25 protein-coding genes are annotated in these 23,569 nt (G+C 69.5%); 12 read left to right on the forward strand and 13 right to left on the reverse strand.

The features are described 5' to 3' along the window. Positions 1 to 597: 597 nt before the first annotated feature. From ACVFI9_RS10115 to ACVFI9_RS10140, 6 genes are all read right to left on the reverse strand, one after another. A complete protein-coding gene (locus ACVFI9_RS10115; RefSeq protein WP_474762104.1) occupies positions 598 to 1,218 on the reverse strand; it encodes a dihydrofolate reductase family protein in 621 nt (206 codons plus the stop codon). Further along, the gene (locus ACVFI9_RS10120; protein ID WP_474762105.1) at positions 1,218 to 1,721 is read right to left on the reverse strand and encodes an SRPBCC family protein; all 504 of its coding nucleotides are present in this window, start codon (positions 1,719 to 1,721) and stop codon (positions 1,218 to 1,220) included. The genes ACVFI9_RS10115 and ACVFI9_RS10120 overlap by 1 nt, the downstream gene beginning before the upstream one ends. Before the next feature lie 3 nt (positions 1,722 to 1,724). Further along, the gene (locus ACVFI9_RS10125; protein ID WP_474762106.1) at positions 1,725 to 2,066 is read right to left on the reverse strand and encodes an ArsR/SmtB family transcription factor; all 342 of its coding nucleotides are present in this window, start codon (positions 2,064 to 2,066) and stop codon (positions 1,725 to 1,727) included. A 76-nt stretch (positions 2,067 to 2,142) separates the two neighbouring features. Further along, on the reverse strand, positions 2,143 to 3,375 hold the full coding sequence (locus tag ACVFI9_RS10130) for an RNA polymerase sigma factor (protein ID WP_474762107.1): 1,233 nt from the start codon (positions 3,373 to 3,375) through the stop codon (positions 2,143 to 2,145). Beyond that, positions 3,372 to 3,701, reverse strand: coding sequence for a YciI family protein (locus tag ACVFI9_RS10135; protein ID WP_474762108.1), 330 nt, complete (start codon positions 3,699 to 3,701; stop codon positions 3,372 to 3,374). Before ACVFI9_RS10135 ends, ACVFI9_RS10130 begins: the two co-directional genes overlap by 4 nt. Before the next feature lie 148 nt (positions 3,702 to 3,849). Next, positions 3,850 to 4,332 (reverse strand): MarR family winged helix-turn-helix transcriptional regulator, encoded by a 483-nt coding sequence (locus tag ACVFI9_RS10140; RefSeq protein ID WP_474762109.1) that lies wholly within the window; start codon positions 4,330 to 4,332, stop codon positions 3,850 to 3,852. A gap of 22 nt (positions 4,333 to 4,354) precedes the next feature. On the opposite strand from ACVFI9_RS10140, the gene ACVFI9_RS10145 reads away from it, so the two are divergent. The 5 genes from ACVFI9_RS10145 to ACVFI9_RS10165 all read left to right on the forward strand — a co-directional run bounded on the left by ACVFI9_RS10145 (position 4,355) and on the right by ACVFI9_RS10165 (position 9,039). After that, a complete protein-coding gene (locus ACVFI9_RS10145) occupies positions 4,355 to 4,603 on the forward strand; it encodes a hypothetical protein (RefSeq protein ID WP_474762110.1) in 249 nt (82 codons plus the stop codon). A gap of 86 nt (positions 4,604 to 4,689) precedes the next feature. Then, a complete protein-coding gene (locus tag ACVFI9_RS10150) occupies positions 4,690 to 6,204 on the forward strand; it encodes a deoxyguanosinetriphosphate triphosphohydrolase family protein (RefSeq protein WP_474762111.1) in 1,515 nt (504 codons plus the stop codon). Positions 6,205 to 6,324: 120 nt separating this feature from the next. Next, entirely contained in the window at positions 6,325 to 6,768 is a 444-nt protein-coding gene (locus tag ACVFI9_RS10155) for an iron chaperone (protein ID WP_474762112.1), read from the forward strand. A 334-nt stretch (positions 6,769 to 7,102) separates the two neighbouring features. Next, positions 7,103 to 7,471, forward strand: coding sequence for a hypothetical protein (locus ACVFI9_RS10160; protein ID WP_474762113.1), 369 nt, complete (start codon positions 7,103 to 7,105; stop codon positions 7,469 to 7,471). Then, positions 7,468 to 9,039, forward strand: coding sequence for an FAD-dependent monooxygenase (locus tag ACVFI9_RS10165; protein WP_474762114.1), 1,572 nt, complete (start codon positions 7,468 to 7,470; stop codon positions 9,037 to 9,039). Before ACVFI9_RS10160 ends, ACVFI9_RS10165 begins: the two co-directional genes overlap by 4 nt. Positions 9,040 to 9,062: 23 nt before the next feature. Here ACVFI9_RS10165 and ACVFI9_RS10170 read toward each other — a convergent pair whose 3' ends face one another. From ACVFI9_RS10170 to ACVFI9_RS10180, 3 genes are read right to left on the reverse strand one after another with little or no spacing between them, the layout of a single operon-like run. Next, a complete protein-coding gene (locus tag ACVFI9_RS10170) occupies positions 9,063 to 11,411 on the reverse strand; it encodes an ATP-binding cassette domain-containing protein (protein ID WP_474762115.1) in 2,349 nt (782 codons plus the stop codon). Between the two features lie 2 nt (positions 11,412 to 11,413). Continuing rightward, on the reverse strand, positions 11,414 to 11,824 hold the full coding sequence (locus ACVFI9_RS10175) for a VOC family protein (protein ID WP_474762116.1): 411 nt from the start codon (positions 11,822 to 11,824) through the stop codon (positions 11,414 to 11,416). Between the two features lie 4 nt (positions 11,825 to 11,828). Next, positions 11,829 to 12,278, reverse strand: coding sequence for a helix-turn-helix transcriptional regulator (locus tag ACVFI9_RS10180; RefSeq protein WP_474762117.1), 450 nt, complete (start codon positions 12,276 to 12,278; stop codon positions 11,829 to 11,831). 128 nt (positions 12,279 to 12,406) lie between these two features. Between ACVFI9_RS10180 and ACVFI9_RS10185 the strand changes: the two genes are divergently transcribed. Further along, the gene (locus tag ACVFI9_RS10185; protein WP_474762118.1) at positions 12,407 to 12,874 is read left to right on the forward strand and encodes a hypothetical protein; all 468 of its coding nucleotides are present in this window, start codon (positions 12,407 to 12,409) and stop codon (positions 12,872 to 12,874) included. Positions 12,875 to 13,007: 133 nt separating this feature from the next. Next, positions 13,008 to 13,616: an HdeD family acid-resistance protein gene (locus tag ACVFI9_RS10190; RefSeq protein ID WP_474762119.1), complete on the forward strand. Its 609-nt coding sequence runs from the start codon at positions 13,008 to 13,010 to the stop codon at positions 13,614 to 13,616. Positions 13,617 to 13,715: 99 nt separating this feature from the next. Here ACVFI9_RS10190 and ACVFI9_RS10195 read toward each other — a convergent pair whose 3' ends face one another. Both ACVFI9_RS10195 and ACVFI9_RS10200 read right to left on the reverse strand, forming a co-directional pair. Further along, a complete protein-coding gene (locus tag ACVFI9_RS10195; RefSeq protein ID WP_474762120.1) occupies positions 13,716 to 15,362 on the reverse strand; it encodes a RecQ family ATP-dependent DNA helicase in 1,647 nt (548 codons plus the stop codon). An 80-nt stretch (positions 15,363 to 15,442) separates the two neighbouring features. Next, the gene (locus tag ACVFI9_RS10200) at positions 15,443 to 16,210 is read right to left on the reverse strand and encodes an SDR family oxidoreductase (protein ID WP_474762121.1); all 768 of its coding nucleotides are present in this window, start codon (positions 16,208 to 16,210) and stop codon (positions 15,443 to 15,445) included. 141 nt (positions 16,211 to 16,351) lie between these two features. Between ACVFI9_RS10200 and ACVFI9_RS10205 the strand changes: the two genes are divergently transcribed. From ACVFI9_RS10205 to ACVFI9_RS10225, 5 genes are all read left to right on the forward strand, one after another. Then, positions 16,352 to 16,828 (forward strand): NfeD family protein, encoded by a 477-nt coding sequence (locus ACVFI9_RS10205; protein ID WP_474762122.1) that lies wholly within the window; start codon positions 16,352 to 16,354, stop codon positions 16,826 to 16,828. A 68-nt stretch (positions 16,829 to 16,896) separates the two neighbouring features. Next, entirely contained in the window at positions 16,897 to 17,373 is a 477-nt protein-coding gene (locus ACVFI9_RS10210) for an NfeD family protein (RefSeq protein WP_474762123.1), read from the forward strand. 29 nt (positions 17,374 to 17,402) lie between these two features. After that, the gene (locus ACVFI9_RS10215; RefSeq protein WP_474762124.1) at positions 17,403 to 18,362 is read left to right on the forward strand and encodes an SPFH domain-containing protein; all 960 of its coding nucleotides are present in this window, start codon (positions 17,403 to 17,405) and stop codon (positions 18,360 to 18,362) included. Between the two features lie 9 nt (positions 18,363 to 18,371). Further along, on the forward strand, positions 18,372 to 19,124 hold the full coding sequence (locus ACVFI9_RS10220; protein WP_474762125.1) for a glycerophosphodiester phosphodiesterase family protein: 753 nt from the start codon (positions 18,372 to 18,374) through the stop codon (positions 19,122 to 19,124). A gap of 86 nt (positions 19,125 to 19,210) precedes the next feature. Next, a complete protein-coding gene (locus ACVFI9_RS10225) occupies positions 19,211 to 19,573 on the forward strand; it encodes an RNA polymerase-binding protein RbpA (RefSeq protein ID WP_474762126.1) in 363 nt (120 codons plus the stop codon). Here ACVFI9_RS10225 and lnt read toward each other — a convergent pair. Next, entirely contained in the window at positions 19,530 to 21,098 is a 1,569-nt protein-coding gene (gene lnt / locus ACVFI9_RS10230) for an apolipoprotein N-acyltransferase (RefSeq protein WP_474762127.1), read from the reverse strand. The two genes, ACVFI9_RS10225 and lnt, sit on opposite strands and share 44 nt — an antisense overlap. Before the next feature lie 29 nt (positions 21,099 to 21,127). After that, a complete protein-coding gene (locus tag ACVFI9_RS10235) occupies positions 21,128 to 23,557 on the reverse strand; it encodes a DEAD/DEAH box helicase (protein ID WP_474762128.1) in 2,430 nt (809 codons plus the stop codon). Between the last annotated feature and the right edge of the window lie 12 nt (positions 23,558 to 23,569).

The raw sequence follows: 23,569 nt of genomic DNA on the forward strand, positions 1-23,569 counted from the left end.
GGAGTCGGCCGTTGCCTTCCCAGCGTACTCACAGGTTCGTCGCGACATTCGCACGGCGTCGCGCTCAACGCTGACATCGCGGGGCGCGCACGCTTCGCATGGTCTGCGGTGTTGCGCGTGTGATGACAGCACGGATAGCTACAAGGCGCCGAAAGCCGGGTTTCGACATGTTGGCTGGCAGGAATGACGTGTTCGCTGTCAAAAGGCAGGGGGGCGTCCGATTCTGCGATCGGGAACGCAAACCGACATAATGTGCATTATCGGCGCGCATCTTCGTGAGGAGAGACCTGACTGTTCTCGCTCGAACCGAAGCTCCGTGATGCTTGCCAAGACTGAAGTTGATGCCATCTGCACCGCTGATCGCCAGAAGTCGTGCAGATGGCATCAACTCGTCGCTGTCAGGCATCCGCGGTCCGCCTCCGAGCGCATCCGAACCCGGACCCCCGGAATCGCTGCTCCCCTGTATGCGCGCGAGGCGCGCTCGCGCGGAACGCGAGCACAAGACGCGGTCGGAGCTCATCCGGGACGCGCTGGGTGCGTACGCCGAGTGAACGTCCATCGGTTGAGACCGCCTGCGAACTCGAGCCTGGCGGCCGTCTACCGCTGCCTGACGTCGTAGGTCAGGTGCGTCACCCGCGCAGAGTGTCCGGCCCGGACCTGCTCCAGTGCCACCCGGCTCGCGTCGCTTCCCTCGAACAGGCGGATTCCGGATCCGAACAGCACGGGCGACAGCGCGATCGAGAACTCGTCGACCAGTCCGGCGTTGACGTACTCGACGATCGTCGCCCCGCCGCCGGCGATGCGGACGTCGCGGTCGCCGGCAGCCTCGCGGGCCCGGTCGAGCGCCGACTCGATGCCCTCGTCGACGAAATGGAACGTGGTGCCACCCGGCCGCTCCCACGGGCCGCGCTGCTCGTGCGTCACGACGAACACGGGCGTGTGGAACGGCGCCTCCTCGGGCCACATCCGCTCACCGGCGTCGAACATGCGCTTGCCCATCACGCTCGCGCCGGTGCGCTCGAACGTCTCGCGCGCAACGTCGTTGTCGCGTCCCTCCTCACCGCCGTTTCCGAGCTTTAGGTTCTCCCGGAAGAACCGCGTCGGGAAGATCCATCGCTGCAGCTCCATCCAGCGCTGACCCATCAGCTCATCGCTCGACTCGGGCGCGATGTACCCGTCGAGCGACATCGACACGCTGACGAACACCTTTCCGGCCATCAGCCCTCCACTCCCGCCCGAACGAGCTCGGCGACGTAGGCAGCCAGGTTGCCCAGGGTCTGCCGACCGCCCTCGATCGCGTGGTACTTCTCGACCGCCTCGGCGCGCAGCTCCGCGGTGGGGAACACCGTGCGCATCTCGATTCGCGTCGAGCCACCGTGGGGCTCGAACGTCAGGACCGATTCGAACGCGTTCGGGTCGCCGCGCGACTCACCGTGTCGCAGCGCGATGCGCTCGGGCCGCACGATCTCGGTCCACGTGATCCACTCGTCGTAGTCCGTCCCGTCGGGCCCGTGCATCACGAAGTCCCACTCCCCGCCGACGCCGAACTCGAACGACTGCGTGGTCGTGGTGAACCCCTCGGGTCCCCACCACCGCGACAGGTGCCGCACCTCGGTGAACGCCTCGAACACCAGCTCCCGCGGGGCGTCGATGACCCGGGAGATGACGATCTCGCGGTCGGCCACCGACTGCGACGATGCTCCTCGTTCCGTCGTTTCCATCAGCTACTCCTCCTGCCTTTCCTGCTTCAACTCCTGCACGTAGGCGTCCAGACGGCCGAAGCTCTCGTTCCAGAACCGCTCGAACCCGCCGGTCCACTCGTGGACCGCACGCAGCCCATGGGCATCCAGCCCGTACAGTCGCTGCTTGCCTGCCTTGCGGTCCCGCACGAGGCCGACCTCTCGGAGCACCCGCAGGTGTTTGGATGCCCCCGGCTGCGGCATCCCCAATTCCTGTGCCAACTCACTCACCGGCCGCTCCCCCGCCCGCAGCAGCATCAGGATGTCGCGGCGTCGGGGCTCGGCGATGGCGTTGAAGACGTCCGACGTCGTCGCTGCGCGTGCCATGGACTCAACATATACCCATATGGGTAGATGTTCAAGATCGCACTCCTCCGCCGTCCCGGGCAGCGGAGCGGCCGCACTACCCCAGCTGGTCGCGACGGCGCACCAGGTACGCGGTCTCCGCGGTGTTGCCTGCCAGGTCGATGGCGCGGTCGTACGCCGCACCTGCCTCCTGGCTCCGACCCAGTCGACGCAACAGGTCGGCTCGGGTCGCGTGGTACGCGTGGTATCCCGCCAACTCCCCCACTAGGCGGTCGACGGCGGCCAGCGCGACATCCGGACCATCGATCTCGGCGACCGCGACGGCTCGGTTGAGGGCGACGATCGGCGACGGGTCGAGCGTGACGAGCTGGTCGTAGAGGGCGAGGATCTGCGACCAGTCGGTGTCGCGGATGTCGCGGGCGGACGTGTGCACGGCGTTGATCGCCGCGAGGATCTGGTAGCGGCCGGGGGCCTCACCGGTGACCAGGCGCTCGCGGACCAGCCGGTGCCCCTCGGCGATGAGCGCGGCATCCCAGGCGCCGCGATCCTGTTCGTCGAGGCTGACGAGCTCGCCACCGGCCGAGACGCGTGCGGGGCGCCGGGCCTCGGTGAGGAGCATCAATGCCAGCAGCCCGGCCACCTCCCCGTCGTCCGGCATGAGCTCGCGGATCAGCCGCGTGAGCCGGATCGCCTCGCCCGTCAGCTCGCGGCGTACGGGATCCGTGTCGGGCCCGGTCGCCAGGTAGCCCTCGTTGAAGACGAGGAAGAGCACCGACAGCACGCCGGAGACCCGTTCGGGCAGATCGTCGGCCACCGGTACTCGATACGGGATGCGAGCCGCCGCGATCTTGGACTTGGCCCGGGTGATCCGCTGCCCGATGGTGCCCTCCTGAACCAGGAAGGCACGAGCGATCTCCGGCACGGTCAGGCCGCCGACCATCCGCAGCGTCAGGGCCACCCGCGCCTCCATCGAGAGCGCCGGATGACAGCACGTGAAGATGAGCCGCAGCCGGTCGTCGTCGACGGCGCCGAGCGGCTCTGGCACGTCGTGGTCGGACAGCATCCCAGCCTCCCGATGCTTCTCGATGCGCTTGTGCTCGCGTCGGATGCGGTCGATCGCCTTGCGATTGGCGGTCGTCGTCAACCACGCGCCCGGGTTCGGCGGCACGCCGTCGGCGGGCCATCGTTCGACCGCGATCGCGAACGCCTCGGCCGCCGCCTCTTCGGCGACGTCGAGATCACCGAAGCGGCGCGTCAGCGAGGCGACCACCCTCGGCCACTCCCCCGGGTACGCGCGGCTGATCGCGTCGCGCGCGTCGCCGCCGCTCATTCCACCAGGAACGGTCGGACCTCGACCTTCCGGTTGCAGGCCTCCGATCCGTCGGCCGCGAGCGCGAGCGCCTCGTCGAGGTCGGCGGCCTCGATGATCCAGAAGCCGGCGAGGTATTCCTTCGTCTCGACGAACGGCCCGTCGGTGAACAGCGCCGCCCCATGCCGGTTGTCGATGACCGTGGCGGTCGTGGGCACGCCGAGGCCGCCGGCGAAGACCCAGTGGCCCTCGGCTCTGAGTCGGTCGTTGAAGGCGTCGATGGCGGCCATCTCGGACGGGGTGGCAAGACCCGCGGTGGCGTCGATCACGGAAACCAGGTACTGCATGCGTCGATCATCTCCTGCGTTCGTCGGCGGCGCGTCACGGCGCCGTTCACCCCTGCTACGAACGGGCCGGCCCGGATCCGACAACCTCGGCTGCAGTCTCCCACCCGCACCGGTCGACCGCATCAGCCGTGGAGCGGCGCGTGGGGGGTTATCCCTCAGCCACTCCCCCGGGGCGCGGTGCGATGCGTTCGAGGATCGAGGTCAGACGTGCGTGCAGGTCGATGAGTTCGTCGACGTCGATGCCGAGCGCCTCGACCACCTGGCCCGGCACCTGTTCGGCGCGTCGGCGCAACGCCTCCCCCTGCGGAGTGAGCTTGAGCGCCAGCTGCCGCTCGTCCTCGGTCGATCGTTCGCGAGCCACCAGTCCCCCGGCTTCGAGTCGCTTCACGAGTGGCGACAGCGTCGCCGGTTCGAGACGCAGCGTGAGCGCGATCTCCCGCAGCGATCGAGGCTGCCGCTCCCACAACGTCAGCATCACGAGATACTGCGGATGCGTCAGCCCCAGCGGTTCGAGGATCGGCCGGTAGGCCGCGATCACCGATCGCGAGGTCACTGCCAGTGCGAAGCAGAGTTGACGTTCGAGCGACAGCACATCGGAGCCGGCGAGTTCGGCCGTGATCGCGCGTTCCATATTCGTTAGTATACTAACGGTTATGGGACACACGGAATCGGGATTCGACAGCATGAACCCGTTCGTCGGCAAGCGCGGCTTCTTCAATCGGCTCAATCGCGTCGTGTACATGTTCACCGGGCCGGCGCAGATCGGCATCGGCCGCCCCGAGGCGCCGTACGTTCCGCCCGCTGATCCCCGTTGCCCGATCTGCGGCGCGCCGATGGACCAGCACCAGGTCGACCGCTCGGGCGAGCGCACCCAGCTGTACTGCCCCAAGCCGGCCGCGTAGTTCGGACCGCGAGGTCGCTCGCCGCCGTAGATTGAAGAGCGAGCGGGCGCGGCATCCGTCGACCCGCCCTCCGAAGGAGGCACCGGATGACCCGCGAACGCGCCACCCGACTGGTCGCCGAGCCGCGCAGCAGCGTGGAGGTCACGGGCGAGCATTCGCAGTTCCGACTCGACCTCGAGCGCATCCGCTTCTCCCCCTACTTCTCGCGGCTGTCGGCCGTCACCCAGGTGATCGCGCAGCCCGGCGCCGGCCCCCTCATCCACAACCGGCTCACCCACTCGATCAAGGTGACGGCCGTGGCACGCGCCATCGCGGTGGGACTGGCGGATGACTCGTCGCCGGCGCGCGACCTCGTGCGGGAGCACGGCTGCGACGCCGTCGTCGTGCAGGCCGCCGCCAGCGCGCACGACCTCGGGCACCCGCCGTTCGGGCACCTCGGCGAGCGCGTGCTCGACCGGCTGGCGCGTGAGAGCCTCGGCATCGCCGACGGCTTCGAGGGCAACGCCCAGACGTATCGCATCATCACCGCGCTCGACGTCTGCGAGGCGGCGCCTCGTGGCCTCAACCTCACGGCGGCCGTTCGCACCGCCGTCGCGAAGTACCCGTGGACTCGCTTCGTCGAGCCCGAGGGCGTGAACGACGGACTCCCCCGCGGTCTCCGGCGGGTCGCGGGCGGAGTCGAGGTCGTGAAGTTCTCGGCCTACGACCTCGACGCCGACGACCTCGTCGCCGCACGACGCGGACTGCCGCCGATGGTGCAGTCGCTCGAGTGCTCCATCATGGACATCGCCGACGACATCGCCTATTCGATCCATGATGTCGACGACTTCTATCGCGCGGGCCTCCTGAGCCACGGCGCGGTCGCACGCGAGTTCCGCGGCTGGATCGGTGGCTGGGGCGATCTCCAGGGGCTGTCGGAGGCCGAGCTGGAGTCGCGCGCCGCGCCTCCCGGTGCGGCGCTCGAGCGGCTCCGCCGCAAGTTCCAGCGCGACGATCCCTGGATCGCCGACGACGATACGTTCGCGGAGGCGGTCGGCGTCGTGGCGGACGACCTCGTCGACGGCCTGCTCGCCACGCCGTTCGACGGGTCCATCGCCTCGGAGCGGGCGCTGTCCTCGTTCACGAACCGGTGGATCGGCCACCTGCAGACCTCGGTCGTGCCGGCGCCGGGCGGGATCATGCGTTCCGGGCTCGTGACCCTCGACCGTGGCGCGTGGCACGAGGTGGAGATCCTGAAGTTCGTGCACCGGCATTTCATCCTCGACCGGGCCGACATCGTCATGTACCAGCGCGGGCTCAGCCGCGTGCTCACCCGGGCGGTCAAGGGCCTCGCCGCCTGGATCACCGACGACTACGACCGGAACCGAGTCCCGCAGCGTCTCCGGGAGCTCGTGGACATCGCCACAGAGGGCTACGCGCGGCTGCGGGCGGCGCCGCCCGAGGGTGTCCCGGTGCCCGAGGCATCCGACGTCCTCACCCTCGGGGTCGGACGAGGCGTCATCGACTACGTCGCCTCCCTCTCCGACGACCAGGCGCTGGCCGTCTCGGAGGCCATCGACGGTCGCCCCGACCGCCTGTGGGACATCGGCCAGAACCTCTGAACCCATGCCGCCCGATCGATCAGGAATGAAGAAGCGGGCGCGACGGGCGCCCGAATACGCTGGCACCGACGCCCCACCCGGCGCGGCGTCCACGACGAGGAATCGGAAGGGGTAACGACGATGGCCGAGAAGACCGGTGCGTCCGCAGGGCTGACCAAGGAGGAGCGCGATGCGGTGAAGCAGCGCGCCAAGGAACTTCGCGAACAGGAGAAGGCCGGCAAGAACCGGGCGGCCGGCGAGAAGTCGGTGCTCGATGCCATTGCGCAACTCGAGCCCGACGACAAGGCACTCGCCGAGGGCTTCTACCGCGTGGTCTCCGACGTCGCGCCCGATCTCGTCCCCAAGACCTACTACGGGATGCCCGGCTTCGCGAACGGCGACGGCAAGATCGTGGTGTTCATGCAGCCGGCTCACAAGTTCAAGACTCGCTACGCGACCATCGGGTTCGAGGACAGGGCGAACCTCGATGACGGCGATGTCTGGCCGGTCGCCTTCGCGGTCCGCGAGTGGACCCCTGCCGTCGAGCAGCGGTTCACCGAACTCGTTCGCACGGCCGTCGGCTGAGCTCGCGCGAGTCGGTTCGCCGAGCAGATCGACGACGCGCGGGGTCGAAAGACCCTTGCGACCCCACGCGCACGAGCGACGATGAGAGGGTTGTGCGACGACCGATCACGCACCGGGGGGCGAGACGATGTCGAGTGGCTCTGGACCGGCGCCGAGAGCACTCGCGTGGCGTGCAATCGCACGCTGCGTCGGTGCGAGCCTGGCGCTGCTGGCTCGCCGGCGGGTGCATCTGCCTCGCGGCGAAGTGGGCCGTGTACTGCGATTCGCGAACGGGAGCACCGCCCGTGTCTACCGCGAGACCACGGTCGATCGTCCCGCGCCCACGGAGCCCTGCGTGCTGGTCGTCGCCTTCAAGCTCCGCCTGCTCCGCGGGCGTCGGATGCACCGCCTGTTCGAACTCGAGAGCATCCTGAACACTCCGCTCTTCATCGGATTCCCCGGGTATGTGTCCAAGCTCTGGTGCACGCACGACGACGCTGGCGTCTATCGAGGACTCTACGAATGGGACGGCGCAGATCGCGCGCGGCACTACGCCTCGGCGCTCTGGCGGGTACTCGAGTTGGGCTCGGTCCGAGGCTCGATCCGCTTCCACGTCCTCCCGGGACTGCGCCGCGACGAGGTGCTCGAGAATCCGGCTCTGATGAACGTGCCCGACATCGAGCGGACGGATCGGTCGTGGTGGCGCCTCGTCGGGGCGACATGACCGCCGAGACCGACGTCCTGGTCGTCGGAGCGGGCCCGACCGGCCTGACGGCCGCGCTCGAGGCCCACGCCCACGGCGCGAGCGTCCGCATCGTCGATCGGCGGGCCGAGCGTTTCCGACCCACGCGCGCCATGATGCTCCACGCGCGGGCCCTCGAGTGCCTGCGTCCGCTCGGGGTCACCGACGCGCTCCTCGACCGGGCGGACACGGACCCGCGGGCGCACGTCCACCTCGGGCGGCGCACGGTGAGGGCCGGGCTGGGCCGGGTCGACCTCGCCGACACCGCGTTCCCGCACCTGTCCCTCATCCGGCAGGCGGAGGTCGAGGAGGTGCTGTGGGCCGCCCTGGGCGAACGTGGAGTGCACGTGGAGTGGGGTGTCGAGTTCATCGAGCTCCGCTCGGGGTCGGCCTCGAACGACACCGTCTCCGCCGTCCTCCAGACCGAGTCGGGCGAGGTGGTGAAGCACGCGTGCCGGTTCATCGCCGGATGCGACGGGCAGTCGAGCACCGTGCGCCGCGCGATGGGTGCGGATTGGAACGGTGCGCCGTACCGAGTGGAGGCGGTCCTCGCCGACGTGGAGGTCGACGGGCCCCTCGAACCCGGCGCCCTCCACGTCGCGGTCGGCGGCTCGGGGCTCGCGTTCCTGTTCGCGCTCGGCGAGGGCGCGACGTGGCGCATGCTCGCGACGCGTCTGGCGGGCGACGTGGGTCCCGACGCGCCGTTCGGGCAGTTGGGTGAGCGCGTGCCGCAGGAGGAACTGCATCGCCTGATCGAGGAGTCGCGACTCGGTGCGACCATCTCCGACGTGCGCTGGTCCGCACGGGTGCCGCTCCAACGACGCGTGGCGAATCCCTTCCGTCGCGGACCGCTGTTCCTCGCGGGCGATGCCGCGCACGCGCACTCGCCGGCCGGCGGCCAGGGGATGAACAACGGGATCCTCGACGCGGTCAACCTGGGATGGAAGCTCGGACTCGCATCCGCCGGAAGCCCGGGCGAGGAGCTGCTGACGTCCTACGACCGGGAGCGCCGTCGTGCCGCCCGCCAGGTCCTGGCGCTGACGCGCCTCATCTTCTTCGCCGAGGCGTCGCCCAACCCGGTCGCACGGCTCATCCGAAGCGCGTTCCTTCCGTTGAGCGCGCCCCTGCTTCCGACGCTGCTCCGCCGGCGCCGCCTCACCGCCGCCGCCGTGCGGCTCCTGTCGCAGCCGTACGTGAACTATCGCCACAGCAGCCTCTCGACGGATGCCCGGCCGCGGGCGGCACGCTGGCCTCGGGCCGGCGACCGGCTCCCCGACCAGACGGTGCAGGTCGGGGCGCGTTCGATGCGCCTCCATGAGCTGACGGCGACCCCCGGCATCCACGTCCTCCTCGAACGGGACGCCCGGTGGGAGCGAGCCGCAACCGCCGTGGGGTCGGCAGGGAGCCTGGTCCACGTCCACCGACTCACGAGCCATCACGGACGAGCCGCCGTGGCGGTGCGCCCCGACGGCTACGTCGGTTTCAGGTGCGGCGAGGCCGACCGGCGGCTCGATGACTGGCTGGGCATGGTCGGCCGGCGATCGAGCTGATCGACGGTCAGGGCCGCCGCGCGTCAGGCGCCGACGTACTGTGCGAGGTGCTCGCCAGTGAGGGTGGAGCGGGCCGCGACGAGGTCTGCAGGCGTGCCTTCGAACACGATCCTGCCGCCGTCGTGACCGGCGCCCGGCCCGAGGTCGATGATCCAGTCGGCGTGGGCCATGACCGCCTGGTGGTGCTCGATGACGATGACCGACTTGCCCGAGTCGACGAGCCGGTCGAGCAGGCCGAGCAACTGCTCGACGTCGGCGAGATGCAGGCCGGTGGTCGGCTCGTCGAGGATGTAGACGCCGCCCTCGTCGCCCATGCGGGTGGCGAGCTTGAGTCGCTGCCGTTCACCGCCCGAGAGCGTCGTGAGCGGCTGCCCGATCGCGAGGTACCCGAGACCGACGTCGGCGAGCCGCGCCAGGATCGCGTGCGCCGCCGGCGTTCGTGCGTCGCCGCTGCCGAAGAACTCCTCGGCCTCGGTCACCGGCATCGCGAGCACCTCGCTGATGTCGCGCCCGCCGAGCCGGTACTCGAGCACGGATGCGTCGAACCGCTTGCCCTCGCACACCTCGCACGTGCTGGCGACGCTCGCCATCGGTCCGAGGTCGGTGTAGATGACGCCGGCGCCGTTGCAGTTGGGGCAGGCGCCCTCCGAGTTGGCGCTGAACAGGGCGGGCTTCACGCCGTTGGCCTTCGCGAACGCCTTGCGAATGGGATCGAGCAGCCCGGTGTACGTCGCCGGATTGCTGCGGCGCGATCCCCTGATCGCGGCCTGGTCGATGGTGACGACCCCGTCGCGGCCCGACACGGATCCCTGGATCAGCGAGCTCTTTCCCGAGCCGGCGACCCCGGTGACGACGACGAGCACGCCGAGCGGGATGTCGACGTCGACCTGCCGCAGGTTGTTCGCGTCGGCGCCGCGCACCTCGAGTGCGCCCGATGCGCTGCGGACGGAGGGCTTCACCGCGGCGCGATCGTCGAGGTGCCGGCCGGTGAGGGTGCCGCTCGCGCGCAGCGCGTCGACCGTGCCCTCGAACACCACTTCTCCGCCGGCGGCGCCGGCGCCCGGACCGAGGTCGACGACGTGGTCGGCGATCGCGATCGCCTCGGGCTTGTGCTCCACGACGAGCACCGTGTTGCCCTTGTCGCGCAACTGCTGCAACAACTCGTTCATGCGCTGGATGTCGTGCGGGTGCAGGCCGACGGTGGGCTCATCGAACACGTAGGTGACGTCGGTGAGCGACGAACCCAGGTGCCGGATCATCTTCGTGCGCTGCGCTTCGCCGCCCGAGAGCGTGCCCGACGACCGGTCGAGCGAGAGGTACCCGAGCCCGATCTCCACGAATGAGCCGAGCAATTCGCGCAGTGAGGTGAGCAGTGGCGCGACGGATGGCTCGTGCAGTTCGCCGATCCATTCCGACAGGTCGCTGATCTGCATCGCGCACGCATCGGCGATGTTGATGCCGTTGATCCGGGACGCCCGGGCGGCGTCGTTCAGACGAGTGCCGCCGCACTCTGGGCACGGGGCGAAGGTCACGGCTCGTTCGACGAAGGCGCGGATGTGCGGCTGCATCGCATCGATGTCCTTCGAGAGCATCGACTTCTGCACCTTCGGCACGAGCCCTTCATAGGTGAGGTTGATGCCGTTGACCTTGACCTTGGTGGGCTCGCGGTAGAGGAGATCGTGTCGTTCGGCGTCGGTGTACTCGCGGATCGGCTTGCGGGCGTCGAAGAAGCCCGACTCCGAGAACACCCGCGTCGACCAGCCGTCGGCCGTGTAGCCGGGGACCGTGATGGCCCCTTCGGCCAGCGACCTGCTCTCGTCGACGAGCTGCGACAGCTCGATCTCGGTGACCGTGCCCATGCCCTCGCAGCGCGGGCACATGCCGCCGAGGACCGTGAAGCTGCGCTCGAGGGTCTCCTCGTCGCCGCGCTCGATCGTGATCGCGCCACTCCCCCGCACCGACGGCACGTTGAACGAGAAGGCCTGCGGCGATCCGATGTGCGGGCGCCCGAGTCGACTGAACAGGATGCGCAGCAGCGCGTTCGCGTCGGTCGCCGTGCCCACGGTCGAGCGGACGTTCGTCCCCATGCGCTCCTGGTCGACGAGGATCGCGGTCGTGAGCCCCTCGAGGACGTCGACGTCGGGGCGCGCGAGCGTCGGCATGAAGGCCTGCACGAACGCGCTGTAGGTCTCGTTGATCATGCGCTGAGACTCCGCGGCGATGGTGTCGAACACCAACGAGCTCTTGCCCGAACCCGAGACACCCGTGAAGACCGTCAACCGACGCTTCGGGATCTCGACGCTGACGTCCTTGAGGTTGTTCTCGCGGGCTCCGCGCACGCGGATGAGATCGTGGCTGTCGGCGACGTGCATCCTCAGACGCGCTCCTGGATACGAATCATGTTGCCCGAGGGGTCGCGGAACGCGCAGTCCCGCACGCCGTACGGCTGGTCGGTGGGTTCCTGCACGACCTCGGCTCCGCCCGCCTCGAGCTTCGCGAAGGTGTCGTCGACGTCGTCGGTGGCCAGGTTGACGCCGAAGTAGCTGCCCTTCGCCATGAGCTCGGCGATGGTGCGACGTTCGTCTTCGGTCAGGTCGGGCAGCGCCGCCGGCGGGTGCAGCACGATCGACGTGTCGGGCTGACCCGCGGGCGCGATGGTGATCCATCGCATGCCCTGATAGCCGACGTCGTTGCGGACCTCGAAGCCGAGGAGGTCGCGGTAGAACGCGATCGACGCGTCGGGGTCGGTGTGCGGAAGGAAACTGTGATGAATCGTGAGGTCCATGCCGTCACGCTAGCCGGGGCTCGAGGGTCTGCGCTTCTCGATTCCTGATCGGTCGGGTCACCTGCTTCGCGGTGCAGGCGGGCATGCCCGCGGTGGCCTGCGCCTCCTGCTCGCGGTACACGCTGGGCGGTACGCCGACGAGTTCGGTGAAGCGCGTGCTGAACGTGCCGAGCGAGGAGCATCCGACCGTGAAGCAGACCTCGGTGACGCTGAGATCGCCGCGGCGCAACAACGTCATCGCCCGCTCGATGCGACGCGTCATGAGGTAGGAGTACGGGGAGACTCCGTAGGCGAGCCGGAACTGCCGGCTGAGGTGACCGGCCGACATGTTGGCCCCTCGCGCCAACGCCTCGACGTCGAGCGGCTGCGCGTACTCCCGGTCGATGCGATCGCGCACTCGGCGCAGCCGCACGAGATCGCGCAGACGCTGCTCCTCATCGGTGGTCCTGCTCACCTGCCAGATCGTGGCACGTCCCACCGACGTTGTCCAGCGTCCGCCCGACGCTCGGGGTGGTCCCGCCGAGGGGGACGGGGCTAGGTTGGGGGTGTTGCTCGCGCGGGGTGCGAGATCGCGAATCGGGGGTGACGCACGTGTGGCGTGTCGTACTGCTGGTCCTCACGGCGTTCTGCGTGGTCTCGGCCATCGCGGGCTTCGTCTATCTCGGACCCGGTGGTGCCGTCGGCTGGTCGCTCGAGTTCCTCGAGGGCACCGCGTTCGACAGCTACCTCTGGCCGGGGCTCATCCTCCTGGTCGTGGTGGGCGGAACCCAACTGCTCGCCTTCGTGCTCCTCGCGATGCGGCGCCCGACCGCGCCGCTGTGGACAGCCGTGGCCGGGTTCGCCATGGTCATCTGGATCATCGCCGAGCAACTCCTCTTCCGTGTACCCGACGTGAGCGGCGACTGGATCCTGCTCCCCGTGCTCCAGGTCGTGTACTCCGCGATCGGTCTCGCGGAACTCGGGTGCGTGCTCGCGCTCCTCGGGCTCTTCGATCGCGAGCATGTGCGAGCGGTCATGCAGCGGCACGCTGCGACCAGGCAGCGAGCCTGAGCCTTTCAGGAACCCTGACGCAGCGGACCGAGGCGACGACACGCCGGGGACGCGCGGCCTCACATCCAACACTCAGGTGGTGTGGAGGTCTAGCCTGACCGTGCCATCAGTGGCCGTTCTGAAAGGACCCGTCATGTCGACATCGCAGTCCAACACCATGTTCGCCGCGTTCTCCCTCGATTCGGCGAGCATGTCGAAGTCCACCATCAACACCGTGCGCACGGCGCTCGGAGTCTCAGGGGCGGTCGCGCTCATCGTCGGCCTGCTGATCACGTTCTGGCCCAAGGGCTCCGCGGTCGCACTCACCATCATGATCGGCATCTACCTGCTGATCGCCGGCATCGCCTACCTCGGCCTCGGGATCTTCTCCAAGGGCATCACGGGTGGCGCGAGGGCGCTCGACATCATCCTCGGTGCGCTCTTCATCATCGGCGGCATCCTCGCCCTCGCGAACCCGACCGAGACGGCGGTCGTCCTGGGCATCTTCCTCGGCGTGCTCGTCGGCATCCTGTGGATCATCGAGGGCGTCGTCTCGCTCGCGCAGTCGGGCGACGCGCCGTCGAGGGGTTGGGCGATCTTCTTCGGCATCCTCGGCGTGGTCGCCGGCATCGTCCTCCTGTTCTCCCCGCTGTGGGGCGCCGTCATCCTGTTCATCATCCTCGGCATCGCCCTGATCGTCCTGGGCATCATGCAGATCGTGCGTGCGTTCACGTTCGGCCGCGGGGTGAACGTCACGGCGTAGCGCCGGGCATCCCATCGCCGCGCAGCCAGGGAAGGCCGGTCGGGAGTCGACAGACTCGCGGCCGGCCTTCGTCGACGTGACGGATGCCGCCGCCGAACCTCAGAGCGCGGTGAGCAGGTCGCCCTCGACCACCGCTTCGATCGAGAGCACGCGGTATCCCTCGGCGTCGAAGAACACCGTGATCCGGTCGGACTCGACGCTCATCACCCGGCCGTCGCCCCACTCCCGGTGACGGACCGCCTGATCGAGCCGATACTCGCCCGACGCCGCGTCCGCGCCGTGGCCGAGCTCGCGCTCCCGCTCGTGGGCCGCGCCGCTGTCGCACGTGTCGCAGTTGCCGCACGGCCGGGCGACCTCGACGCCGAAGTACTCCAGCAGGTACACGCGACGGCATCGCGAGGTCTCGGCGTAGCCACGGATCATCGCCAGCCGCGACTCGTCGATGCGCTTGCGCCGGTCGACCACCTCGTCGACGAGCACGAGCGCCCGGTCGGGGTCGAGGCCGGGATGCCCCACGACCCCGTCGTCGGCCGCGGCTGCGGCATCCGCTTCCACCAGGATGTTGAGGATCGACGTGACCGCCCGGGCAGGCAGGTCGAGTTCGGCCGCCAACTCGCGCCCCGATCGCGCACCGTCGGCGACCGCGAGCGCCGCGGCCACGGCTCGCACGCGATCCTCGCGAGGGCGGCCAGAGGCGAAGAACGACCGCAGCCCGAGGTCCTCCTGGCGGTAGTGCAGCGTCGCCGTCGCGGGCTGACCGTCGCGTCCGCCGCGGCCGACCTCCTGGTAGTACGCGTCGAGGGATTCGGTGATGTCGCCGTGCACGATGAAGCGCACGTTGGGCTTGTCGACGCCCATGCCGAAGGCGCTCGTGGCGACGACGACATCGAGCTCGTCGGCGAGGAACGCCTGGTGCACCTCCCCTCGAGCCCGGGCGCCCATGCCCCCGTGGTAGGCGGCCGCGCGCACACCCTCCTCGCGGAACCGCTCGGCGAACCGCTCCGTGTCGGCACGGGTGGCGACGTACACGAGACCGGGCTGCTCGGCCGAGAGCGCGGACTCGACGACCGCGTCCTCCTTGGCGGACGCGTGCTCATGGCGAACCACGGCGAGGTGGATGTTGGGGCGGTCGAAGCCGCCCACGAGCACTCGCGGATCCCGCATGCCGAGACGCTCGACGATCTCCTCGCGCACCGGCGCCGAACCGGTCGCCGTGAGGGCGACGACGGGCGGATGACCGAGCGCCTCGACGGTGGCGCCGAGCCGAAGGTAGTCGGGCCGGAAGTCGTGGCCCCACGACGACACGCAGTGCGCCTCGTCGACCACCATCAGGGACACGCCGACGGCCGCGAGTTCGTCGACGACCTCGGGCTTGGCCAGCTGCTCGGGGGCGAGGAAGATGAACTCCGCCTCACCGGAGGCCACGGCCTCCCACGATCGTTCGTTGGCGCCGTCGCTGTGCGATGAGTTCACAGCCACCGCCGTGCCGTCGCCCGAGGCACGTTCGAGGTGTCGCACCTGATCGGCCTGCAGGGCGATGAGCGGCGAGACGACGAGTGTCGGTCCGTCGAGCAGGTGCGCGGCGATCTGGTACACGGCCGACTTGCCGTACCCCGTCGGCATCACGACGAGGACGTCACCGCCCCCGACGACGGCCTCGATCGCCTCGGCCTGGCCCGGCTTCAGCGTCGTCCAGCCGAACCGCTCCTCGGCGATCCGGTGCATCCGGTCGGTCGTACGACTCACGCCACTCCCCCGTCGTCCAGCGTCGTCAGCGCCTCGGCGCCGGTCGGCACAGCCCTCGCGATGCTCGGCTGGGTGCGCGGTCAGCCCTCGCGAGCGAAGCCCGCGGTGTCGCCGACGTACCTGGTGTGGTCGGCCGGCACGGGGTCCACCGCGGCTCGGGCGACCTCGGCGGCGAATTCGGACACGTTGTAGAGGCGCCCGGCATCCGCCTTGCGCGCCTGGATGGCACCCGGGTTCGCCCGCTCGAGGAGCGTCGCCGTGATGGTCCCCTCGATCATGTCGCCGGACACGACGACGAACTCGACGCCCGCGGCCTCGAGCTCGGGCAGCTTCGCCCGCAGTGCATCCTCTCCGGCACGCTTCGAAAGCGCCACCGGCTCGTATTCGGGCATCGTCGGCGTCGTGCGGATGAAGTGCGCCTGGTGGCTGGTCACGAACACGATGCGCGCCCCGGTCGCGAGGTGCGGCAGCGCGCCCTCGACCACGTTGACCTGCGCGTCGCGATTGAGCCGCATGGCGTAGTCCTCGCCCATGCCGGTCTCCATGCCGCCGGAGGCATTCAGCACCAGGATGTCGATCTGACCGAACTCGGCGACGGCACGCTCGAACATGGCCGCGACGGACGCCGCATCGGTCAGGTCGGCCCCGACGGCGATCGCACGCCCACCGGCCGCCTCGATCTCGGCGACCACCTTCTCGGCCCGCGGCGCCTTGCTGCGGTAGTTCACCACGACGGATGCCCCGGCGCCCGCGAGATACCGCACGGTGTCGGCGCCGATGCCGCGTGACGAGCCGGTGACGAGGGCGACGCGGCCGTCGAGCGAACCGGGGGCGAGTGGGTTGGTCACGGCGTGGCTCCTCGTGGCTCTGGTGGCGGACCCGACGGTCCTGGCGATGCGCCGAACCGAGACTATCAACTCGACTCCTGCGCAGTGCCGCCTGCTAGTTTCGGAACGAGCCGCAGCGGGCTCCGGGCGAGGGAGATCGACGTGGATGTGCTGACCCAGTACGCGTGGATCGTCTGGTTGGTGCTGATCCTCGTCTTCGCCACGATCGAGATCTTCACGCTCGAGATGACGTTCCTGATGCTCGCCCTCGGCAGCGTCGCCGGCCTCCTCTCAGGGCTCTTCGGCATTCCGTGGTGGGCGCAGTTCATCGTCGCCGCGGTCATCTCGCTGGCCCTCATCCTCACCCTACGGCCGCCACTGCTGCGGATGCTGCGCCAACGAAGCGACCCGTCGCGCAGCAACATCGACGCCCTCATCGGCGCTGAGGGTTCGGTCATGCGCACCGTGACGCCGTCGGGCGGTCAGATCCGGCTCCGGAACGGAGACGTGTGGACGGCCCGCCTGTCGCCGATCACCGAGCAGTCGGATCTCGCGACCGGCCAGCGGGTGCTCGTCACCGGAATCGACGGCGCGACGGCGGTCGTCGTGCCGATCGAACGCAGCACGCCGAGCCCCTGAACGCCATCCCCGCTGGGGCATCGCACGGTGCTAGGTTCGAGGCAACAGGACGTCGGAGGGGCGATCGCATGGTGGACCTGACCCAGTACACCTGGATCGTCTGGCTCATCCTGATCCTGGTCTGCGTCATCATCGAGCTCCTCACGCTCGAATTCACGTTCCTCATGATCGCGTTCGGCTCGGTGGCCGGACTCGGCGCCGACCTGCTCGGATGGGAATGGTGGGTGCAGATCCTCGTCGCCGCCGCCGTGTCTGTGCTGCTCATCCTCACGATCCGCCCGGTCATGCTGCGTTACATGCGCCGAGGCGCCGACCCGACGCCGAGCAACGTCGCCGCCATCCTCGGCATGTCGGGACGCGTCATCGCCTCGGTCTCCGAGACGACCGGCCTCGTCAAGCTCGCCAACGGCGAGACCTGGACGGCGCGTCTCGCGCCCGACGCCGTCGAAGAACCCGTCGTCGGCGCCGGGGCATCCGTCAAGGTCGTGCTCGTCGATGGCGCGACCGTCGTCATCGTCCCCATCGAGCGCGACGTCAGCGCCTGACCTCACCCCCCAACCGCACAGGAGCTCGCATGATCAGCATCGATGGTTTCGTCGGCCAGATCTTCGTCGTCATCCTCTTGATCGTCGTCGCGGTCTTCGTGATCGTCGTGCTGATCCGTGCCATCCGCATCATCCCGCAGGCATACGCGGGCGTGGTCGAACGCCTCGGGCGCTACCACAAGACGCTCTCGCCGGGCCTCAACATCCTCGTGCCCTTCATCGACCGGGTGCGCCCGCTGGTCGACATGCGCGAGCAGGTCGTCTCGTTCCCGCCGCAGCCGGTCATCACCGAGGACAACCTCGTGGTCTCGATCGACACGGTGGTCTACTTCCAGGTGACGGATGCCAGGGCCGCGACCTACGAGATCGCGAACTACCTCGGGGCGGTCGAACAGCTCACCACCACCACGCTTCGGAACGTCGTCGGCGGACTCAACCTCGAAGAGGCGCTCACGAGCCGCGACAACATCAACGGTCAGCTGCGCATCGTGCTCGACGAGGCCACCGGCAAGTGGGGCATCCGCGTCTCCCGTGTCGAGCTGAAGGCGATCGACCCGCCCCACTCCATCCAGGACTCGATGGAGAAGCAGATGCGCGCCGAACGCGACCGCCGGGCGCTCATCCTCACCGCCGAGGGAACGAAGCAGTCGGCGATCCTCACGGCCGAGGGCGAGCGGCAGGCCGCCATCCTCAAGGCCGAGGGAGACGCGAAGGCCGCCGTGCTGCGGGCGCAGGGCGAGGCCGAGGCGATCCTCACGGTGTTCGACGCCATCCACAAGGGCGACCCCGACCCGAAGCTGCTCGGCTACCAGTACCTGCAGATGCTCCCGCAGATCGCGAAGGGCGAGGCGAATAAGCTCTGGATCGTGCCGAGCGAGCTCGGCGAGGCCTTGAAGGGCATCGGCCGGGCGTTCACCCCGCAGCCGGGCCCGGCGACGGATGACACTCGCCCGCCGGCAGGGACGGCGTCGCCGCTCGACCGCCCGTAGACGCCCCTCGTGTCGACGTACTTCGACCTGCCCGCCCCGCGGGTGCTCGCACACCGCGGACTCGCGATCGACGCCCCCGAGAACACCCTGCTCGCATTCGAGCGAGCCGCCGCCGTGGGGGCGCCCTACGTCGAGACCGACGTGCACGTCTCGGCCGACGGGGTCGCCGTGATCGCGCACGACCCGTCGCTGAGCCGCGTCGCCGGCCGTTCGATCAGCGTGTCCCGACTCACCATGGCCGAGTTGCGGCGCGTCGACCTCGGCTACGGCCAGGGGTTCGCCTCGCTCGAGGAGGCGCTCGACGCGTTCCCCGAGCTCCGGTTCAACATCGACGTCAAGGTCGCGGGCGCCGTGGCGCCCGCGGTGGCGGCGATCGGGCGCACCCGGGCCGCACCGCGGGTGCTGCTCACGAGTTTCTCAGAGCATCGTCGGCTGCGGCTCGGCGACCTCGTACCCGAGTCCGTGACGTCGGCCGGCCGGCGAGGCGTGATCACGACACGGCTCGCCTCGATGCTCCGATGGCCGGCGGCCGTGGCACTGGCGCGTCGCGGCGCCGCTGCACTGCAGATTCCCGAGCAGGTGGGCCCGTTCCGACTCGTCACACCGCACTTCGTCGAGGCCGTGCACCGGGCGGGCGCCGAGGTGCACGTGTGGACCGTCAACGACCCGGCCGACATGACCCGGCTGCTCGACCTCGGGGTCGACGGCCTCGTGACCGACCGGGCCGATCTCGCCGTGGCGCTCATCGCCTCGCGAAGCTGAGAATTCCCCGGCAATCACCCAGTCCCCGGCAAGGGAATGCCCAGCTTGATCGTTTATACCTGAGAGACGATCGAGAGGAGTACGCCATGGCGGACCGGAGCCTTCGAGGCATGCGAATCGGTGCACAGAGCCTGCAGAGTGAAGACGGCGTGGTCTTCGCCGACCGTGCCGACTACACGTACCGCTGTGAGACGTGCGGTCGAGAGACCGTGATGACCTTCTCGACCGAGGCCGAGCTTCCCGAGACGTGGGAATGCCGGTACTGCGGCGCCAACGCCACCCTGCTCGTCGACTCGCAGCCCGTCGAGATCGACCGTTCGGGTGAGAAGGTCGCCCGCACCCACTGGGACATGCTGCTCGAGCGGCGCACCCGTGCCGAGCTCGAGGAGATCCTCGAGGAGCGGCTCACCTACCTTCGCGCTCGCCGCGGTCAGCAGAAGAGCGCCTGACCCCCGTCGCGCGACGTGCCATGACGCCAACGGCGACGAGGCCGCCCAGCGCACCGACGACGAGCAGGAACGGGACGCCCGCCCCGAGCACGACGGCGGGCGTCAAGCCTGTCCGCAGCTCGACGTCGGTCACCATCGACCCCTGCTCGTAGGCGGGCAGTGCATCGATGGTGCGGCCGGTCGGGTCGATGACCTGGCTCGTGCCCACGGTCGAGATGTTCACGACCGAACGACCCGTCTCGATCGCCCGGAGTCGCGCGATCGCGAGCTGCTGCTCGTTCTCGTCGGTGCCGCGGAAGTCGGCGTTGTTCGTCTGGAACAGGTACACCTCCGCTCCGCCCCGTGCTCCCTCCCAGATCAGGCCGTCGTAGATGACGTCGAAGCAGATCGCGAGGCCGGCCGCGGTGCCGTCGAGATCGAACACCGGCGAGTTCGAGCCTGGCGAATACCCGCGTTGGATGAGCCCGGTGAGGTCACCGGCGATCGCGTCGTAGAACCAGCGGTCGGGGATGTACTCGCCGAACGGCACGGGGTTCCGCTTGTCGTAGCTGTCGACCGCCCGCTCGCCCGCGCGCCACAGCAATGAGGTGTTGTAGAACCGCTCGTCGCGGGTGGTCACCGTGTTGAGCACGACGGGCGCATCGAGGTCCTCGCTCAGGGAGTCGAAGATGCGCGCGACCGATTCGCTGCGGGTCGGGTCGATGTCGGATCCGCCCTCGGGCCACAGCAGCACGTCGATGCCCTGCTCGTCGAGGATCGGCTCGGTCGCCTCCAGTTGGGCGGCCAGCACGTCGCCGGGCTCGCGTTCGTCGAAGTACCCCGCCGGTCCGTTGCCCTGCACGCTGGCGACACGGAGTTCACCGGCCGCGTCGGTGGGCCACGCGGGCACCGCGACGGCGACGGCGACCAGCGCGACCACGGGGATCGCCGTCCGCAGGTCCTGCCAGCCGCGCATGCGCACCCACTCGATGAGGCCCGCGACGATCGCCACCATGATGAACCCGAGACCGGTCGACCCGACCCACGAGACGACCTGCGCGAAGGGGCTCTCAGCCTGACTGAGTGCCGCGCGACCCCATGGGAACCCGCCGTACGGGATCGTGCCCGTCGCGGCCTCCCGCACGATCCACAGCCCGGCGACGAGCAGCGGCAGCCAGACGAGCCGCGCCCAACGTGACGTGGTCGCCCGCGGCACCCATCGGTACGCGAGCGTGACGAGCACGGCGCCGCCGCCGACGAACAGCGACTGGAAGATGGAGAGCGCCAGCCACGGGATCGGCCCGAGGTAGAGCGAGGTCCATGAGACCTGCTGGAGGTAGAACGCGAGGCCGAATGCGAGGCCGAGGTGGAACGCCGCCCACGAGGAGCGGCCGATCAGGCTGACGAGGGCGAGCGCGATGCCCACGAACGCGAGCGGCCAGATGCTCGCGCCCGGGAACCCGAGGTCGTAGAGGAGCCCTCCGGCGATCGATGCCAGGACCGCAGCCCAGAGCGGCATGAGGGGTCGCTGATCGCGTTCGGGCACCAGATCAGCCTAGGCGAACCGCCACCGCGTCAGGCCACGGAGCCGTACGCGACCACGCCGCGGCGCACCGCGTCGATCGCGGCGCGGGCCGTGGCGCCGAGTTCGGCGTCGGCGACGATCGAGATCTGGTCGAGGAGGTCGACGACCTGTTTCGTGAGCCGCACGAAGTCTCCAGCCGCGAGCTCCGTCTCGGCGAGCACACGGCCGAGGTCCGCACCGCTCGCCCAGGCGTGCATCCCCAGCGCGAGCGCAGGCGACGGTTGCTCGGTGCCCGACAGGCGGTGCTCGCGCTCCAGGTCGTCGAGCTCGCTCCAGACATCCGTCGTGCGATCGTATGCGTCACGGAAGCGGCCCCGGGGCATCCGGAACTGCTCACCGCGGTCATCGCGACGCGGCTCGTAGACGAGCGCCGCGGCCATCGCGGCGAGCGAGGGGACGTCGAGGCGGTCCCAGAGGCCGAGGCGCAGGCTCTCGGCCACGAGCAGGTCGCGCTCCCCGTAGATACGCTTCAACGTGCGGCCGGGGGCCGCCGACACGAGCTCGCCACGCGCGTCGCGCTCGAGGTAGCCGAGCGACTCGAGCACCTCGGTCACCCGGTCGAACCGCTTCGCCACCTGGCCCGTGCGCGTGCGGATCTGGCGCGACAGCTGGTCGTGCTCCTGCTTGAGGCGCCACCACCGCTCGGCCCACCGCGAATGCTGCTCGCGTTCGGCGCAGCCGTGGCAGGGATGCGCCCGCATCGCCTTGCGGACGCCGTTCAGCTCTCGCTGCAGCCGCTCGCGCTGCGCGTGCGTGGGGTTGCCCTTCGATCCCTGTCGCTCGAGCTCGCCGATGCGCCGGCGGATCGCGGCGTACTCGCCGAAGTCGCCGAGATGGCAGCGCATGGCCTCCTCGAAGCCGGCCATCGACTCCTCCTGCTTCCGCAGGGTGCGCGCGAGATCGACGACCGCGCGATCGGCCTGGAACTGGGCGAACGAGAGCTCGAGGATCTGCCGGGTGCGCTCCCGCCCGAACTGATCGATGAGGTTCACCGCCATGTTGTACGTCGGCTTGAAGCTCGAGTTCAGCGGGTAGCTTCGGCGGGACGCGAGCGAGGCGACCGACTCGGGATCCAGTCCGTCGACCCACTGGATGACCGAGTGCCCCTCGACGTCGATGCCGCGGCGGCCGGCGCGCCCGGTGAGCTGGGTGTATTCCCCCGGCGTGATCGGCACGCGGGCCTCGCCGTTGAACTTCTCGAGCTTCTCGAGCACCACCGAGCGAGCCGGCATGTTCACCCCGAGCGCAAGCGTCTCGGTGGCGAACACGACCTTCAGGAGCTTGAGTTGGAAGAGCTCCTCGACGACCTCCTTGAAGGCCGGCAGCATCCCTGCGTGGTGCGCGGCGACCCCGCGCTCGAGTCCCTCGAGCCACTCCCAGTACCCGAGCACGGCGAGATCCTCGTCGCGGAGCATGCGCGCCCGTTCCTCGACGATCGAGCGGATCTCGTCGCGTTCGCCGGCATCGGTGAGCCGGATGCCGGAGCGGAGCACCTGGCGCACGGCCTGGTCGCATCCCGCCCGCGAGAAGATGAACACGATCGCCGGCAGCAGGTGCTTGCTGTGCAGCAGCTCGATGACGTCGGGTCGGTCGAGCCGTCCGTTGGCCTGCCCTTGCTGGTGGAACCGGCCGCGATCGCTGCCCCGCCGTCCCCGTGTCGACCGCGACGAGATCGACCGTCCGCCCGAGCGCGCCAGGCGCTGCAACTCGGGATTCACGCGGTTCGTGGCGGCCTGGCCCGAGGAGTCGAACAGGTCGATGAGCTTCGCCTTCACGAGCACGTGCTGCTCGAGCGGTACGGGTCGGTCCTCGGAGACGATGACGTCGGTGTCGCCTCGAACGGCCTGCAGCCAGTCGCCGAACTCCTCGGCGTTCGACACCGTGGCGCTCAGGGACACGAGCCGCACCTCCTCGGGGAGGTGGATGATGATCTCCTCCCACACCGCGCCGCGGAAGCGGTCGGCGAGGTAGTGCACCTCGTCCATCACCACGTAGGCGAGTCGGCCGAGCAGCGGCGAATCGGCGTAGAGCATGTTGCGCAGCACCTCGGTGGTCATCACCACGATGCGGGCGCTCGAGTTGATATTGGTGTCACCGGTGAGCAGGCCCACCTCGGCGGCGCCCCACTCGTCGGCGAGCTCCTGGTACTTCTGGTTGCTCAGCGCCTTGATCGGCGTCGTGTAGAACACCTTTGCGCCGGGCTCCTGCATGGCGAGGAACACCGCGAACTCGGCGACGACGGTCTTGCCGGCCCCGGTGGGCGCCGCGACGAGCACGCTCCGGCCCTCGTCGAGCGCGGCGCATCCGGCCCGCTGGAACGGGTCGAGGTCGAAACGGAGCCGTGCGGCGAAGTCCACGAGCCGTGGCTTCCGACGCTGCTCGCGTGCGATCGCATATCGTTCGGCCGGGGAGAGGCTCATCACCCCTCCAGC

This window comes from Agromyces sp. NSFZ (assembly GCF_056156205.1).